At 48.9% G+C, this 15,783-nt stretch carries 14 protein-coding genes; 8 read left to right on the plus strand and 6 right to left on the minus strand.

Annotation, left to right across the window (positions count from 1 at the left end; all coding sequences use genetic code 11):
* Nucleotides 1–12: 12 nt before the first annotated feature.
* The 4 genes from ptsP to AYK67_RS06495 all read left to right on the plus strand — a co-directional run bounded on the left by ptsP (nt 13) and on the right by AYK67_RS06495 (nt 5,561).
* The gene (gene ptsP / locus AYK67_RS06480) at nt 13–2,280 is read left to right on the plus strand and encodes a phosphoenolpyruvate--protein phosphotransferase (RefSeq protein ID WP_068083965.1); all 2,268 of its coding nucleotides are present in this window, start codon (nt 13–15) and stop codon (nt 2,278–2,280) included.
* Between the two features lie 78 nt (nt 2,281–2,358).
* On the plus strand, nt 2,359–3,432 hold the full coding sequence (gene prfA, locus AYK67_RS06485) for a peptide chain release factor 1 (RefSeq protein WP_068083967.1): 1,074 nt from the start codon (nt 2,359–2,361) through the stop codon (nt 3,430–3,432).
* On the plus strand, nt 3,433–4,296 hold the full coding sequence (prmC, locus tag AYK67_RS06490) for a peptide chain release factor N(5)-glutamine methyltransferase (protein ID WP_208976230.1): 864 nt from the start codon (nt 3,433–3,435) through the stop codon (nt 4,294–4,296).
* A 425-nt stretch (nt 4,297–4,721) separates the two neighbouring features.
* On the plus strand, nt 4,722–5,561 hold the full coding sequence (locus tag AYK67_RS06495; protein ID WP_156453080.1) for a DUF4167 domain-containing protein: 840 nt from the start codon (nt 4,722–4,724) through the stop codon (nt 5,559–5,561).
* A gap of 230 nt (nt 5,562–5,791) precedes the next feature.
* Here the strand turns inward: AYK67_RS06495 and AYK67_RS06500 are convergent, their stop codons facing one another.
* Complete coding sequence (locus AYK67_RS06500; RefSeq protein WP_068083970.1) at nt 5,792–6,415, minus strand: L,D-transpeptidase; 624 nt, start codon at nt 6,413–6,415, stop codon at nt 5,792–5,794.
* A gap of 335 nt (nt 6,416–6,750) precedes the next feature.
* Between AYK67_RS06500 and AYK67_RS06505 the strand changes: the two genes are divergently transcribed.
* The gene (locus AYK67_RS06505; RefSeq protein ID WP_068083973.1) at nt 6,751–7,539 is read left to right on the plus strand and encodes an alpha/beta fold hydrolase; all 789 of its coding nucleotides are present in this window, start codon (nt 6,751–6,753) and stop codon (nt 7,537–7,539) included.
* A gap of 84 nt (nt 7,540–7,623) precedes the next feature.
* Here AYK67_RS06505 and AYK67_RS06510 read toward each other — a convergent pair whose 3' ends face one another.
* Nucleotides 7,624–8,814 carry an NAD(P)/FAD-dependent oxidoreductase gene (locus AYK67_RS06510; protein WP_068083975.1) on the minus strand — a complete coding sequence of 397 codons (1,191 nt, stop codon included), beginning with the start codon at nt 8,812–8,814 and terminating at the stop codon, nt 7,624–7,626.
* 192 nt (nt 8,815–9,006) lie between these two features.
* Here AYK67_RS06510 and AYK67_RS06515 point away from each other — a divergent pair, with 192 nt between their 5' ends.
* Nucleotides 9,007–9,894: a DMT family transporter gene (locus AYK67_RS06515; RefSeq protein ID WP_208976231.1), complete on the plus strand. Its 888-nt coding sequence runs from the start codon at nt 9,007–9,009 to the stop codon at nt 9,892–9,894.
* Here AYK67_RS06515 and AYK67_RS06520 read toward each other — a convergent pair.
* Nucleotides 9,833–10,741: a YihY/virulence factor BrkB family protein gene (locus tag AYK67_RS06520; RefSeq protein ID WP_082735680.1), complete on the minus strand. Its 909-nt coding sequence runs from the start codon at nt 10,739–10,741 to the stop codon at nt 9,833–9,835. The genes AYK67_RS06515 and AYK67_RS06520 overlap by 62 nt on opposite strands.
* Before the next feature lie 170 nt (nt 10,742–10,911).
* On the opposite strand from AYK67_RS06520, the gene AYK67_RS06525 reads away from it, so the two are divergent.
* Both AYK67_RS06525 and AYK67_RS06530 read left to right on the plus strand, forming a co-directional pair.
* Nucleotides 10,912–12,588, plus strand: a complete 1,677-nt coding sequence (locus AYK67_RS06525; RefSeq protein ID WP_068083978.1) for an acyl-CoA dehydrogenase family protein — start codon at nt 10,912–10,914, stop codon at nt 12,586–12,588.
* A 242-nt stretch (nt 12,589–12,830) separates the two neighbouring features.
* Complete coding sequence (locus tag AYK67_RS06530; RefSeq protein WP_068083981.1) at nt 12,831–13,151, plus strand: hypothetical protein; 321 nt, start codon at nt 12,831–12,833, stop codon at nt 13,149–13,151.
* A gap of 108 nt (nt 13,152–13,259) precedes the next feature.
* Here AYK67_RS06530 and thpR read toward each other — a convergent pair whose 3' ends face one another.
* The 3 genes from thpR to AYK67_RS06545 form a co-directional block, all read right to left on the minus strand.
* The gene (thpR, locus tag AYK67_RS06535) at nt 13,260–13,796 is read right to left on the minus strand and encodes an RNA 2',3'-cyclic phosphodiesterase (RefSeq protein ID WP_068083985.1); all 537 of its coding nucleotides are present in this window, start codon (nt 13,794–13,796) and stop codon (nt 13,260–13,262) included.
* Between the two features lie 161 nt (nt 13,797–13,957).
* On the minus strand, nt 13,958–15,010 hold the full coding sequence (locus tag AYK67_RS06540) for an aldo/keto reductase (RefSeq protein WP_068083988.1): 1,053 nt from the start codon (nt 15,008–15,010) through the stop codon (nt 13,958–13,960).
* Between the two features lie 78 nt (nt 15,011–15,088).
* Entirely contained in the window at nt 15,089–15,736 is a 648-nt protein-coding gene (locus tag AYK67_RS06545; protein ID WP_068083991.1) for an arylesterase, read from the minus strand.
* Nucleotides 15,737–15,783: the final 47 nt, after the last annotated feature.

A 15,783-nucleotide genomic window follows, 5' to 3' on the forward strand; every position in this document is an offset into this window, starting at 1 on the left:
GGTAGGGCAGGTATGCGCAGCAGCTTGGCCGGACCACGCGTTCTACTGCGTCGCCTCCGTGAGGTGATGGCAGAACCCATCGACGCGCAGGAGCGGCTCGATAATATTGTTCGTCTGATTGCAGCAAATGTGGTTGCAGAGGTTTGCTCTGTATACATATTGCGCGCCGACGGTATTCTGGAGCTGTTTGCCACAGAAGGTCTCAATAAAGGGGCGGTTCATGAAACTGCTCTCAACGTGGGCGAAGGCTTGGTTGGCCTTATTGCTTCCAATGCACGCCCCCTGAACCTGCCAAATGCACAGGCTCATCCATCATTTGCTTATCGGCCGGAAACCGGAGAAGAGCATTACAACTCTTTCCTTGGCGTTCCCATTTTGCGCGCTGGGCGAACACTTGGCGTTTTGGTTGTTCAAAACAAAGAGCACCGCACGTACTTTGAAGATGAAGTCGAGGCCTTGCAAACCACGGCAATGGTTATTGCCGAAATGGTTGCAGCAGGCGAGCTGGAAGCGATCGCCCAAAAAGGCACGACAATTGATGTCATTCGCCCGATGCACCTGACCGGCGTAAGCTTGGCCGACGGTATTGGCCTTGGCCATGTGGTGCTGCATGAGCCGCGCGTTGTTATCACCAATCTGATTGCAGAGGACGCGGATAGCGAAAAAGAACGCCTTGACGACGCCGTTCTACGCTTGCGTCAGTCGCTTGACCGCATGCTTGCCTCTGGAGAGTTTTCACAGCATGGCGAGCATCGCGAGGTGCTGGAAGCCTACCGCATGTTCGCCTATGATCGTGGTTGGGTGCGCAAAATTGAAGAAGCTATACGCAACGGACTAACCGCCGAAGCTGCCGTGGAAAAGGTACAAAGCGACACGCGCGCCCAGATGTTGAGGCAGACCGACCCTTATCTGCGCGAGCGTTTGCATGATCTGGATGACCTCGCCCACCGCCTCATCCGCGAGCTTATGGGCCGCGAACATGGTGCCAATGATAGCGATTTACCCAAAGACGCCATCATCATTGCCCGCAATATGGGCGCTGCCGAACTGCTGGACTATGACCGTGATCGTATTCGCGGTTTGGTACTGGAAGAAAGCGGCCCCACCAGCCACGTGACCATTGTGGCCCGTGCGCTCGGCATACCCGCCGTCGGGCAAGTGGAAGACATTGTTTCTCTTACCGAAGCTAATGATGCCATTATTGTTGACGGCGAAGTGGGACAAATTTTCTTGCGCCCAGCGAGTGATGTCGAACAAGCCTTTGCCGACAAAGTACGCTTTAGAGCCAAGAGACAAGAGCAGTACCGCCAGCAACGGGAAATGGAAAGCCGCACCAAGGATGGCACAAACGTAAAGCTTCAGCTTAATGCGGGCTTGCTGGTTGATATGCCGTCCATGGTCGATGCCGGAGCTGACGGGGTCGGTCTATTTAGAACCGAACTGCAATTTATGGTTGCCTCTTCCATCCCGCGTATGAGTGAGCAACAAGAGCTTTATTCAAAAGTGCTGGACATGGCGGGCGATAAGCCAGTGACCTTCCGCTCGCTTGATATCGGCGGCGATAAAGTATTACCGTATTTGCGCTTTGCGCAGGAAGAAAACCCTGCCATGGGTTGGCGTGCCATCCGCTTCGGCCTTGACCGCCCCGGTATGCTACGCACACAAATTCGTGCCATGCTCCACGCTGGTGCAGGCCGCAAATTGCGTATTATGTTTCCTATGGTGGCTAACACCAGCGAATACCGCCGCGCCCGCGAACTGGTAGAAAAAGAGCTGGCTCATTTGAAACAACATGGCCATGAAGTACCCGCAGAGCTGAAACTGGGCGTGATGATTGAAGTTCCTGCCCTGCTTTACCAGTTGGAAGAAATCTTCTCAGAGGTAGATTTCGCCTCTGTCGGTTCTAACGACTTGTTCCAGTTCTTTTATGCAGCAGATCGTGGCAACAACCGTGTGGCTGAACGCTTCGATAGTCTTGCTCCGGCATTTTTGCGCGCACTCAAGTCTATTGTTGAAGTTGGAAACAGACTGGACAAACCGGTTACCTTGTGTGGTGAGCTGGCAGGTCACCCCTTGTCGGCTATGGCACTACTGGCTATTGGCTACCGGCGTCTATCCATGTCTCCAGCCTCAATTGGCCCTGTGAAAACCATGCTTTTACAGCTGGATTTGGAAAAACTGCGCCCTGAGTTTTCAACACACTTGCAATTGTGCAACGGGTTGGACGATGTGCGCTCGTTCTTAAAAAGCTTTGCCGCCGATCATAACATCCCTGTATAGGCATATATTAAAGCCCGCGCATTAAACCAATAGCGCGGGTTATTAATGTGCCTATGCTTGATAAGGAGAAGAGCGCACATGCTGGCGCCAGAAAAACTAGATACACTTTTAAATCGCTTTGAACAGATTGAGGCCGAGATGGCGTCAGGGCCTGATCCGCAGGTCTACATCAAACTCTCCCGCGATTATGCCGAACTGGATCCAGTGGTTCAGTCCATTCGCCAACTGCGCAAAGCAGAAAGTGACCTGGAAGGGGCAAAAGCCCTGCTTGAAGATGCCGGCACCGATGCTGAAATGAAAGAGTTGGCGCAGCTGGAACGCGACGAGCTGGTAAGCCAAGTGGAAGAGCTGACGCAAAAAGTTCGTGTTGGCCTGCTGCCGCGCGATAAGGCCGACAGCCACGATGTTATTTTGGAAGTGCGTGCCGGTACCGGCGGCGATGAAGCTGCGCTGTTTGCCGGTAATTTGTTCCGCATGTACCAGCGCTTTGCCGAGCTCAACGGCTGGAAGGTTGAAATTCTTTCCACCAGTGAAGGCGAAGTGGGCGGCTTTAAGGAAATTGTAGCTGCCGTAACAGGCAGCGAGGTTTTCGCCAAGTTCAAGTTTGAATCGGGTGTGCACCGCGTGCAGCGTGTACCGGAAACCGAATCCGGTGGCCGTATTCACACCTCTGCCGCCACAGTTGCTGTACTGCCACAGGCGGAAGAAGTCGACGTGGAAATCAACCCGTCAGAGCTGCGCATTGATACATACCGCGCTTCCGGTGCCGGTGGTCAGCACGTCAACACCACCGATTCCGCAGTGCGTATTACCCACGAGCCAACAGGTATTGTGGTGGCTGTACAGGACGAGCGCTCACAACATAAAAACAAAGACCGCGCCATGAAGTTGCTGCGGGCAAAAATCTTTGAAGTAGAGCGTGAGCGTGCAGCATCTGAGCGCACGGAAGCCCGCCGCTTGCAGGTTGGCTCTGGCGACCGCTCTGAGCGCATTCGCACCTATAACTTCCCTCAGGGCCGTGTGACCGACCACCGTATTGGCCTTACCCTTTACAAGCTGGACCAGATTATTGCCGGTGATGGTTTGGGGGAAGTCGTTGATGCATTGATTATGGACCATCAGGCCAACTTGCTGGCAGCCGAAGGTTTATAAGTGGCATCGCAAAAGACGATAGGTGAGTACTACCGTGCTATGCGGCAAAAGTTTCGAGAAGCAGCAATAACAGAGGCTGAGCTCGACGCTAAAGTACTTGTGGCAGAGGCATGTCAAAAGACTCTAGCCTCTTTGCCTCTTAGCTATGAGTGCTTACTAGAGCCCCCGGTCCAAGACAAACTGGCTCACTGGCAAGAACAACGTCTTGCCGGGATGCCAGTGGGGCGAATTATAGGCTATCGCGAATTTTGGGGCCTCCAGTTTAGGCTTTCAGCTGACACGTTGGAACCGCGCCCGGATACGGAAACACTTGTTGATAGCGTGCTGGCCAATCTGGACAAAAAAAACAAACTTAATGACCCATTATTTTTTGCGGATATGGGAACCGGTAGCGGTGCTATTGCCATAGCTCTATTGACGGAATTACCATATGCACAGGCAATAGCTGTGGATTTATCGCTTGGCGCGGCGCAAATGGCAAAAAAAAATGCACAGCTCAACGGTGTAGAAAGCCGACTTTTGGTTGTTCAAGGTAACCTTTTACATGCCGCCCGTCCTGGCCTTGATTTTGTTGTAAGTAACCCCCCCTACATCAAAACAGAGGTTTTGCAACAACTCGATCAGACCGTAAAAGACTATGATCCCTTACTGGCACTTGATGGGGGATGTGATGGTTTAAATCCGTACAAGCCATTGATAGAACAAGCGAATAATATCATTAAGCTAGGTGGCAGCTTGCATATGGAAATAGGTTTCGACCAACAAAACGACCTTGAAAAACTCAGTATGGAAGTGCTGGGCAAGTCTTGCACATGTCAACACGATTTAGCTGGTCAACCTAGGGTTATCACAATTGAATTTTGAAAATCCGGAAGTTAACAGCCAATGACATCTTATAGGATTTGTTAAGAAAAAAGTCCTTGGAAAATCTCTCAAAAGCGGCTAGGTTCAATGCGCCGACAAGCACTACCAGCGATAAGCTGATAAGGGTAATACTCAAATTTTATGAGTAGCTCCAAAAAGACGGTGAAATTGTTTCAGGATACAATTTGGAAGCTCTTGCTATCGCAATATTGGTAATGCGTGCCTTTGGGTAGCTTTTTCGTAGCGTTGGCCTATCGCATAAAACAAACGAATGGGATTGAGTGCGATTGCATTTGAGTGTGGGCGACAATGATGTCGAACAACACAAAAGTTTATTGGTGGGTTGTTTATCCGTGAATGGGTATTGAACCGAGTGGAAGGTCAGCACTTTGTGTTGATCGCCGTTCGTGAAAGAAAACGGCAGAATGAGACCAGGAAATCAAAAAAACAATCGGATGCGTGGTCGTGGACGCAAAGCGCCTAACACGCTTACCAGAACATTTGAATCGAACGGACCTGATGTAAAGATTCGCGGTACTGCCATGCATATTGCGGAAAAATACACCCAGCTTGCACGTGATGCACAAGCAGCTGGCGACCGCGTCATGTCAGAAAACTACAGTCAGCATGCTGAGCATTATCAGCGTATTATTGCTGCAGCTCAGGCACAAATGTCCCCCGCGCATTCGAACAATGCAGGACGACATAATAGCGAGATGGCAACACCAGCTGCACCGCAAGACAATGCTGATGCTGAACGCCAGCAAGTGGCTACAAGTGTCGACTTAACAGCAGAAGCTGCGGCAGAAACAGTTGTTACGTCGGATGCGAGCCCTGTAATGGGTCTGGATGCTCCACAGCCATTTATTGAAGACGCCAGCAATAATTCCTCTCAGGAAATTCCTGCGCCGACACCTTCAACACTTGAAGATGAAGACGAAGACAAACCACGCCGCCGCGCTCGTGGCACCCGTGGTCGTGGGGTTCGCCGCGCAAATGCAGCCCCTGTTGCCGCATTGCCTGACGAACTGGCCGAAGCGTCTTCACAGCAGGCACCAACCGAGGAAGCCGAGGTCAAACCGCGTAGGCCCAGAACACCAAGGACACCGCGCGCAAGGAACCCGAGAACCCCACGTACAGCAACCGGTCGCGGTAGACGCCCTGCAGCAGATGCTCTACAGCAAACCGAATTGCCTGGCGTAGGTGGCGATGATGCTCCGCAAGCTTCAACGCCAGCGAGCATTCCAGCGGACACTGACAACTAGCGCACTTGCCGTTTGTTTAACTTCAATCAAACGGCAAGTGACCGCCCTAACATTTTTAATAGTGCATTTCGGTTGCTGAGAGAGTGAAAGCTCTTTGGATTTTTTTGCTCTATACCTATCAAGATATGTAAAGCATAAAAGCCCGCCTAAGCGGGCTTTTATAATATATTTTATCCATCAACTGCTATTATTTAGTAAGCAAGGATAATATTAAAGCAACAGCAAGTAACTCAACGAACGATAACTTTTGTACCAACCTTCACCTGATCGTATAAATACTCAACATCATCATTGAACATACGTATACAGCCAGATGACATGGCAAGACCGATGGACCAGTCTTCATTGGTCCCGTGTATACGATAAATCGTATCGCCTAAATACAACGCACGTGCACCCAATGGATTATTAGGGCCACCTTCCATGAAAGCAGGTAAGTCACGACCATTTTCACGCTTTTCTCTAGCAACCATCTCTGGCGGTGGTGTCCAGCCCGGCCATTCGGCTTTACGGCTAATGCGTTGTCTTCCTTTCCACTCAAAACCTTCTCTACCGACACCGATGCCATAGCGCATAGCGGTGCCACCTTTCATGACGTGTAAAAGCTGCCGTTTTTTTGTATCAACAATAATTGTACCCGGAGTTTCTTTACCATCATAGGGAATAATCTTACGCTTGAATTTCTTGCGTGCTTTACGAGCCAAAGTAGAAGCTGAATCGCGGTAGGTAACCCATTCGCCTTTTTCATTGTCCCAGTATTGCCCAGCCGTAGCGCTTGCAACAAATGACGTACTTGTAAAAACAGCGGTCATGAGAGCCAAACAAATGGCGCTTGCACCTATTCCAAATCGCATTGCAAACCCCCAAAAGAATGCCTTATTGCTACTCACGAATTTGCTATTTATTGGTATTCCAGCGAAATATGCCGATAGCAAGAAACGAGCCTCTTGTGCTCTAATTGGTTCTTTAGGAATAAAACCACAGCAATGCAACCCATAAATTAAGCAGTCCAGTGGAAAGAAGTAGCTACTATAAACCTTTACTATAAAAAAACTGATCATTGTAATAGGTAGTAACCTAAAGTCATGCCATGCAATTCACAGAACCTAACTCAATGATCTATTGAATTATATCCAAACTTTTCTATTATTTTCAATAAATAGGATTTGTGCCCCTGAGGAAATATCTCGTGAACATTGTACAACATTTAGAAAATACATTACCCTATATATCATTCAATAATACATCAGATAATTCAATAATTTTCATCCATGGCTTTGGTAGTGATGCCAACACATGGCATAATATTCAACAGCAATTCTCCAAAAAATATAGCAGTATTGCTTTTCATCTACCTGCACATGGCAAAGCGCAAGATTGGCCAAGGCAAGGAAACGCCATAACAGCCGCAAAAGAAGTTCAAGCCAGCCTTAAAAATATGGAAATAACGCATTGCCATCTCGTTGGCCACTCCATGGGCGGGGCAATCGCTGCATTAATTGCCATGAAGAACCCACAATTGGTTAAAAGCCTCACCCTTTTAGCTCCAGGTGGCTTTGGACATGAAATAAACTATCCGCTTATGCAAGCCTATGCCAATATCAACAGTGAAGCAGAAGCACGTCGAGTACTGCAGGAATTTGTTGCCCCCACATTCAAACTCCCCCGTAAAATGCCAGGCTATGTCTACGAGCAACGCATAAAACCCGGCATGCATGAGCGCTTGAATAATATACTCGCGCAGATCACGAAGAATGGTGAACAAGGCACCCTGCCGCTCGATAAGCTCGCCAGCACACCCTACCCGCTCTCCGTTATCTGGGGGGAACAGGACGCAATTGTGCCTGTCTCGCAATTGAACAATCTGCCACCAAGTGTAGCAAGACCAATCTTGAAAGACACCGGTCATATGGTTCATCTTGAAAGACCGCAGGAAACTATTACCGCCATAAAAGCCAATATTGAACAGGCCACATAATAAACAGCTTCTACCAGAAGCCACGAAAACCACCGCAAACCAATGCAGCGGTTTCCATTTATGAATGCTGTATCCAAATCCAAGCTATGCCGGGGGTAATAAATCTTCCCGCCATGGCTGGCCAATAACGCGCCGTGCCATCATATGAGATTTTGGATGGTTGACACTGTCTACACAAACCAGCTTGTCGTCCTGAAGGTAGGCGATATAGAAGCTGTGGTTGTCACGCGAACCAACCTCGACAACACGCTCATATGCTCGCGCCAAACCGGCAATTTGCAATTTACAGTCATACTGATCCGACCAGAACCAAGGCAGCGGATCATACTCCGCACCTTCACCCATTAAACTACCAGCAACTATTTTCGCTTGATCTATAGCATTTTGTACGCTTTCCAAGCGCATAGAGCAGTTGTAGCGAGGAGAAAAGAAGCGGCTGCAATCACCGCAAGCATAAATATCTTCGTGCGATGTCCGGCCTTGCCCATCGACCAAAATACCATCATCACATTCAATATTACTCGCAAGTGCCAAGCTGTCATTAGGCAATGCCCCCACAGCGCTTAATACCAGATCACAAGGGAAAACCTCGCCTTCTTGCGTTTCGACACCGCTCACGCTTTCGGTGCCATGGAACTGTTTCAAAACCTGTCCACACAGTACTTTCACACCGTTCGCTGCATGAAGCCCTGCAAAAAACTCGGAAATCTGCGGTGCCACAACCCGTTTCAACAAACGTTCCTGCGCTTCCAACACCACCACATCAAGCCCGAGCTGCTTGGCCACAGCTGCAACCTCTAGCCCCACATAGCCGCCGCCCACGATAACCAGTTTCTTGCCCGCTTGCATGTGTGGGCGTAGCCGATCAATATCACTGATACTGCGCACATTGAAAATACCAGCCAGTTGCTTACCTCGCGCATCCAGCTCTGCAGGCAATTGGCGCGCCCGCGTGCCAGTGGCAAACACCAAGCGATCAAACCCCTTCGTTTCGCCACTCGCCAGTGTTAATTGATGTCCGGCCATATCTACTTGGGTTACACGATCATTCAACACATCTATCTTTTGTTGCTCATAAAAGGCAGCTGGTCGTAAATACAACCCGTCTTGAGGCATTTCACCTTTCAGATAACGCTTGGATAGAGGTGGACGCTGATAAGGCAAATGACCTTCATCACCAATGATAGTGAGTGCACCTTCATAGCCTTTTTGGCGCAGCGAAATAGCAACTTGTGCACCAGCTTGACCGGCACCAACAATACAGATGGACTTCATTTCAAACCTAAGATTTTATAGCGGGATATCAAAGCCTAAACTGTTTAGATATCGGGCGCAATACGGGAACCCTACTCTTAGTGCTTATGAGACAATAAGACGTTTTAATGAGCGCTCGAGCATAAATGGACACTTGCCCTAAGCAAGCACCACTCTTACAACACATATGACATTCGCATTCATAGGCTTATCTTGACTACATCTGTAAAACTCATTCCCGCCGCCTTTGTGCTGTTCTGGTCCACCGGATTTATTGGCGCAAAAATGGGCGCACCCTACGCCTCGCCCTTTGTGTTTCTCACGCTCCGCTTCTTTTGCGTGCTACCGCTCCTCGCTCTCATTCTCTACTGGCAACAACAGTCTTTCACCTTACCGCGCAAAACCGCTATGCATGCCATTATCACCGGTGCTTTGGTGCATGGGGTTTATCTTGCCGGTGTTTTTTGGAGTATTGACCAAGGTTTGCCAGCGGGTGTAACCGCCATGATTATGGGCGTGCAGCCTTTGCTCACCGGCATGTTCTCGGCACTGTTGTTGGGCGAAAGTATCTCAACAAAACAATGGGGTGCACTTACCTGCGGCCTTATCGGTGTGATGCTGGTGATCCTGCCCAAACTGGGGGGAAGTATGGAAGAAATACCACTCTATACGCTGCCGGCAGCCCTTATTGCAGTGGTTACAATCAGCTGCGGCACCGCCTACCAAAAGAAAATGCCACAGGGAACGAACCTTATAGCGGCAACCACCTACCAATATATTGGTGCGCTTCTTGTACTCCTGCCTCTTTCCATAAGTGAAAACTGGCAGGTAACATGGAGCGGAGAATTTATTTTTGCCCTTGGTTGGCTGGTTCTGGTTCTCTCTATAGGAGCGGTTTTGCTCCTACTGGTACTCATCCGCGAAGGAGCCGTTTCATCAACCGCACGCCTGTTTTATCTTGTACCGGTTGCAACCACGATCGAGAGCTATTTGTTATTCGGCGAAACCTTGCACCCGATACAATTGCTTGGCATGTGCGTTATAATGGCGGCAATCTTGTTAGCGCGTCCCCGTCCGATCCCTGCGCCCGCCAGCGATTGATTTTACGTAGCCGCATTATTGATGCGTTAAATTCGCCCCCTAAAATAAAGATGACGGCAGTAAGGTACATAAAAACCAAGGCCGTCATCACACCGGCAAGCCCTGCATAAATAGATACATAATTAGCAAAACGTGCCAGATACTCACCAAAAGCCGCGCCGGTAACCAGCCATAACCCCAACGTTAACACAACGCCGGGCAGTACTTGAAAAAAGCTGCGCTTGCCGGAAGGCAGCACAATATGTGCCCCCAAAAGCGCTAGCACCAACAATATTGAAGTCACAGCATAACGAATAAAATTGGCGTGATAGCCAAACATGTCTGCATGCGGGAAAAAGCGCAGTAGTGTCTGCCAAATAAGTGGCCCAAAGACGATTAATACAGTGAAGACAACCAATACCAGCGACCCGGCAAGTACTGCCACCAAAGACTGGGCGCGGCAATAATACCAAGGCCGTGCCTCGCGCACCCGATAGGCACGATTGAGCGCCACCCGCATGGCCTCGACCCCGTTGGAAGAAAACCAAAGGGTTACCACCACACCAAAGGTGAGCAAGTCACCGCGTGGCTGGGTTAAAACCCGCTGAATTTCATCACTCACCGGTTTGGCAACCTGTGCGGGCCAAGCATTAAAAATAATCGTTGTAACTTCTTGGGCAAAGTCTGTCAGTCCGAAATGACCTGCCAGCGAGGTTACAAATATTAAAAAGGGAAACAGCGCCATTAGCGAGGACAGCGCCACATGACTGGCAACCGCAAATCCCTCGTCCTGCGCGAAATGGCCATATACATCTGCCAGTACCTGCAGGCATTGTTTCAAAAACCATTTCATATTGGTTAGGATCATTCCACCTAATCTTTCTATCCGCTCAATTCACTGTAAAGAATAATAGAAACCAAAGCTGTAGCGCACCTCAAGAATTGCCGGATTGCAAACAAATTGCACCAAAGGGGCATTGAACTGTGACATATCTGCGCTAATTTTGCATTGCACAATATCAAGAGAAAGCGCGCTATATGACACAAGACACTCTAGCACCAGCAGATAACAAAATAACGCAGACAAACCTCTACCAACAAGCATTGGACACACTAGATATAGTTGTGACAGTGAGTAAAGAAAAGCTGCGAGAGCGTATTTGTGTTGCAGGCCGGGTAAGTGCGCAGCAACTAGAACACAACCAACAACAGGCCCATGCTCTGGCATGGCTCGCCACCTATGTGAGTGCACTGCACCAACTCGCCGCTTACCGACAAAACCTGATAGAAAACGGCAATCTTTCCGAATTTGAAGACAATTTGATCCGTCTTGGCTTTGCCGAGTACCTGACACAAATCTTTGCCGGTATTCCCATGAGCCAGCTGGAATTTGCCCGCTTGGAAAGCCTTGGTCACAGCCCGAAAGATATAGCGGGCTACAAGCAAGGGGCGATTGAACAACTCATTGCGCAGGCCAATGACGCTTCCTTGTATGCTGCAATCGCACAAGAGTTGGAACACCGAACCGATACCCCAACAATCGCCACCTCCGGTCTTGATGAAACCAGCGAGCAAATACGCGAACAAATGCGCCGCTTTGCAGAGGCAGAAGTGGTGCCCCACGCCCACGAATGGCACTTAAACAACGCTTATATTCCTCTGGACGTTATTGAAGCCATGGCCGAATTGGGCGTTTTCTCCCTTACCATTCCCGAGGAGTACGGCGGTTTGGGTCTTGGCAAAACGGCTATGTGTGTGGTTTCAGAAGAGCTATCTCGTGCTTACATCGGTGTTGGCTCGCTCGGCACGCGCTCGGAAATCGCCGCCGAACTTATTCTGGCCGGTGGTACAGAGGCACAAAAACAGCACTGGCTTCCGCGCATTGCCAGTGGTGAAATTCTCCCAACCGCTGTCTTTACCGAACCAAATACCGGCTCTGACCTAGCATCACTACGCACAAGAGCACAAAAGCAAGGAGACACCTATAGCGTAAACGGCAACAAAACATGGATCACCCACCCTGTGCGCGCTGACATCATGACTCTGCTGGCACGCACCAACCCCGATCAAACCGGATACAAGGGTCTTTCCATGTTTATCGCCGAAAAACCGAGAGGCGATGACGATAACCCGTTCCCAGCGGAAGGCATGAGCGGCGGTGAAATCGAGGTGCTCGGCTACCGTGGCATGAAGGAATACGAAATCGCCTTTGAAGATTTCAAAGTCCCTAGCAAGAACTTACTGGGTGAGGTAGAAGGCCAAGGCTTCAAACAATTGATGCAAACCTTTGAAGCCGCTCGTATTCAAACCGCTGCACGTGCTGTTGGCGTTGCTCAATCGGCCTTAGAGTCAGGGTTGCAATACGCCTTGGAGCGTAACCAGTTTGGCAAAGCCATCTACCAATTCCCGCGCGTTGCCAATAAGCTGGTGTTAATGGCTGTTGAACTGCTTTTGGCTCGCCAGCTCACTTATTTTGCTGCCAACGAGAAAGACCAGGAGCACCGCTGCGATTTGGAAGCGGGCATGGCCAAACTGTTGGCCGCCAAAGTGGCATGGTCTTGTGCAGACAATGCCTTGCAGATACATGGTGGCAACGGCTTCGCTCTTGAGTATCCGGTATCGCGCTTGCTATGCGATGCAAGAATTCTCTCCATATTCGAAGGCGCTTCTGAAATTCAGGCGCAAGTTATTGCAAGAAGAATTCTCGAATCATAAAAACAGGGCCGCCATTTAAGTGGCGGCCATTATATTTACCTATGGTTAATAGTTATTCATCGTGTCTACATAATAGATATATACCTATTATATTTGAAGTAATTAGCGACTATAAGTTGACCATAGTAGTTCAGCTAAGCTCAAATCTACTTGGGACGATTTTATTTTCTTGCAATTTGCATCACCACACACATAATTAATTAAAATTTTATTAAAATTATATTTATTGGTGTGGTGACCAAATGGCGAAAACGAGTTTACTGCTACTATCAGCGACAGCTCTTACACTTTTGTTGGCTGTATCCTCAAGTGCATATGCCTACAAACTCGTGCCATGGCAAAGGGTCAAAAATGGCCTTGTGCAACTACCAGCTCCTGAAAACACCCTGAAGGAATACAAGATAAAGTCACGCTTACACCCCTTGTCGCCAACCAGTAGGCTATTGAGCTTTAAAAACAAGCCCAAACAGAAAAAACTACAAAAATGGCCAGCATTAACAAGTAAGCCTGGGCTTATTCCCATGCCGATAAAAACCAGCAGAGCCTATAAAGTAGAAATCTAAATCATAACAACGTTCTGACGCAGTTATAAATGCCACTGGCTACCAGCTCTGTCACTGAGCCCAACAACGTGCCCCATCGACCAAGGTAACAAGATACAAAACACATCTTTAAGCAGCTAAAGGATAGGCTTCCTCAACCAGATATGGGCCGCCACCAACCGAACTACGCGATGAGAACAGCACAAACCGCTCGACTGTGAACTGTTGTGCACTATAACCCGAGCGCATACTAAGCCAGCTGGCAACCTCGTGATCACTGGTTCCCTTTAAACGCGCAAGCGTTATGTGTGGTGTGTAGCGACGGGTTTGCGCAGCAAAACCAAGTCGCCGTAAAATACGCTCTTGCTCTGCCTGCATTTCAAATAATGCAGGACAAGGCTTCACACCGGCCCACAAACTATGGGGCTTACCACTACCAAACGAACCAAGTTCCTGAATGGTTAGGCTCACCGGCTCACGACGCACGCGCCCAAGTTCGAAGGCGACTTCATCGGCAATCCGATCGTCAACCTCGCCCATATAGCGCAATGTGATGTGATAGTTTTCAGGGTCAATCCACCGTGCCCCTCTTAAGCCGCCACGCAATAAAGAAAGCTGCGTGGCTATGGTTGAAGGGATTTCAAGGCCTGTAAACAGTCTCGGCATAACGTTTCCCTCCGTTCTTGCATTTATATGAGGCCATTTTTATTGCCAACACACAACCAAAAAATGACAATCCATTAAATCATAGTGTAGAGAGAAGGGCGTACTCCATAAAAAAGGGGAGCCAAAGCTCCCCAAAAACATTTCAATAACAATCCATTATCTTAGGGACACGGGTTTGTGTACTGAAGGTGGATATCGTTAATGCGTCCTTCAATTTCTGGGGTAATTTTGAGGCTTGTCGCCCCCATATCGGTTTTCAATTGCTCAAGGGTTGTTGCACCCAGAATAACCGATGTCATGAACGAGCGGCTTTCTGCAAAAGCCAAAGACAGAACAGAGGGGTCGACGCCCAATTCCAGCGCCAAATCAAGATAAGCATTAATCGCCGCTTCCGCATGTGGTGTCTCATAGCGCTGCATGCGCTCGAACAACACTTTACGCGATCCGGCAGGACGGGCACCATTGCGATACTTGCCCGTCAAGAACCCTTGGGCCAAAGCAGAGTAGGCAAGTAGGCCAACGTCTTCGCGCAGTGCAACCTCTGAAAGCCCCCCTTCGAACACGCGATTGATGAGAGAATACGCGTTCTGGATCGATGCCACCCGCGGCAGGCCCTTGAACTCAGCCAACTTGGCAAATGTCATCGTGCCCCACGGGCTCTCGTTAGAAAGACCCACATGACGGATTTTCCCTTGCTGCACCAACTCTTGCATCACACCCAAGGTTTCTTCGATAGATGCTTCGTTCTCATAGGGCTTGGGGTCATTCCATATCACCGGCACAGAACCAAACAGCGGTACATTCCGCTCAGGCCAATGGATTTGATAGAGATCGATATAATCAGTTTGCAAACGCCGTAAAGAGTTCTCGACCGCTTCAAAAATCTGCGCTCTTGTCAGTGCCGTTGTCGAGCCATCCTCACGAAACCAGGAAAGCTGCGAACGTCCAACAACCTTGGTTGCCAGCACCACTTTATCGCGATTTCCCTTCCCCTGCATCCATGTGCCAATTATTTCTTCTGTGCGCCCCTGAGTTTCAGGCTTTGGCGGAATAGAATAAAGCTCAGCCGTATCAACAAGATTAATCCCGTTCTCGAAAGCGTAATCAAGTTGTGCATGGCCTTCGGCCTCGGTATTTTGTTCACCAAAAGTCATGGTACCAAGTGAGAGGCTACTCACCTTGATATCGGTGCGTCCCAACTGACGATAATCCATCGGTTCCAACTATCCTGAAATTGAATGCTTCCAGCACAATGCCGGCAGGCAAGTTATGGGCAAAGCTATAAACTGGTACTAATGCCCATCAGTTTCAACAGCAATTATCATTTCTTCAACAAAGGGCAGGATTTTCTTAACAATAACAGCAACCCCATCTGCCGTAGGGTGAATGCCATCTGCCATAGTATAGCGCGGATCTGTCGCCACACCCTCTAAGAAGAATGGATAATAGTACGTTTGGTACTTAACTGCTAACTCACTATAAATACTATCAAATTTCTTTGTGTAATCCTCACCCATATTGCGCGGAGCCATCATACCGGCCAACAAAACTTTTATGCCGCGCCTTTGTAATTCAACTATCATTTTCTCAAGATTGTCTCTTGTGGTCTCTGTAGGGAAACCACGTAGGGTATCATTACCGCCAAATTCAAGAATAACAGCCTGTGTATCCTCAGGGACCGACCAGTTCAATCGTGCCAACCCCGCACCCGTTGTATCACCGGAAACGCCAGCATTAGCAATCGAAACATCATAGCCTGAAGCTTTAAGTGCATTTTCAAGTTGAACGGGAAACGCCTTATCTGCCGACAGCAAATATCCAGCGGTTAAACTATCGCCAAAAGCAACTATTCTCACCTTTTTCCCCTGTGCAACGGCATAAGAGCTAAAACCAATAAAAAGCAATACAACAAACGCAAAGAGACTTGAGCTTTTTCGCATATTTTACTCCTTTGGAAGGCGATAGGAACAATTTAAAAATCCCGCCC

Origin of the sequence: Polycladidibacter stylochi, assembly GCF_001562055.1 — a bacterium.
GTDB classification, from domain to species: Bacteria; Pseudomonadota; Alphaproteobacteria; order Rhizobiales; family Stappiaceae; genus Pseudovibrio; species Pseudovibrio stylochi.

What these genes read in the sequence shown, in the direction of transcription:
- prfA (WP_068083967.1), top strand. Translation starts at nt 2,359, where the DNA reads ATGCTGGCGCCAGAAAAACTAGATACACTTTTAAATCGCTTTGAACAG.
- AYK67_RS06530 (WP_068083981.1), top strand. Translation starts at nt 12,831, where the DNA reads ATGGCGAAAACGAGTTTACTGCTACTATCAGCGACAGCTCTTACACTT.
- AYK67_RS06495 (WP_156453080.1), top strand. Translation starts at nt 4,722, where the DNA reads ATGAGACCAGGAAATCAAAAAAACAATCGGATGCGTGGTCGTGGACGC.
- thpR (WP_068083985.1), bottom strand. Translation starts at nt 13,796, where the DNA reads ATGCCGAGACTGTTTACAGGCCTTGAAATCCCTTCAACCATAGCCACG.
- AYK67_RS06510 (WP_068083975.1), bottom strand. Translation starts at nt 8,814, where the DNA reads ATGAAGTCCATCTGTATTGTTGGTGCCGGTCAAGCTGGTGCACAAGTT.
- AYK67_RS06540 (WP_068083988.1), bottom strand. Translation starts at nt 15,010, where the DNA reads ATGGATTATCGTCAGTTGGGACGCACCGATATCAAGGTGAGTAGCCTC.
- AYK67_RS06525 (WP_068083978.1), top strand. Translation starts at nt 10,912, where the DNA reads ATGACACAAGACACTCTAGCACCAGCAGATAACAAAATAACGCAGACA.
- AYK67_RS06520 (WP_082735680.1), bottom strand. Translation starts at nt 10,741, where the DNA reads ATGATCCTAACCAATATGAAATGGTTTTTGAAACAATGCCTGCAGGTA.
- AYK67_RS06545 (WP_068083991.1), bottom strand. Translation starts at nt 15,736, where the DNA reads ATGCGAAAAAGCTCAAGTCTCTTTGCGTTTGTTGTATTGCTTTTTATT.
- AYK67_RS06500 (WP_068083970.1), bottom strand. Translation starts at nt 6,415, where the DNA reads ATGCGATTTGGAATAGGTGCAAGCGCCATTTGTTTGGCTCTCATGACC.
- ptsP (WP_068083965.1), top strand. Translation starts at nt 13, where the DNA reads ATGCGCAGCAGCTTGGCCGGACCACGCGTTCTACTGCGTCGCCTCCGT.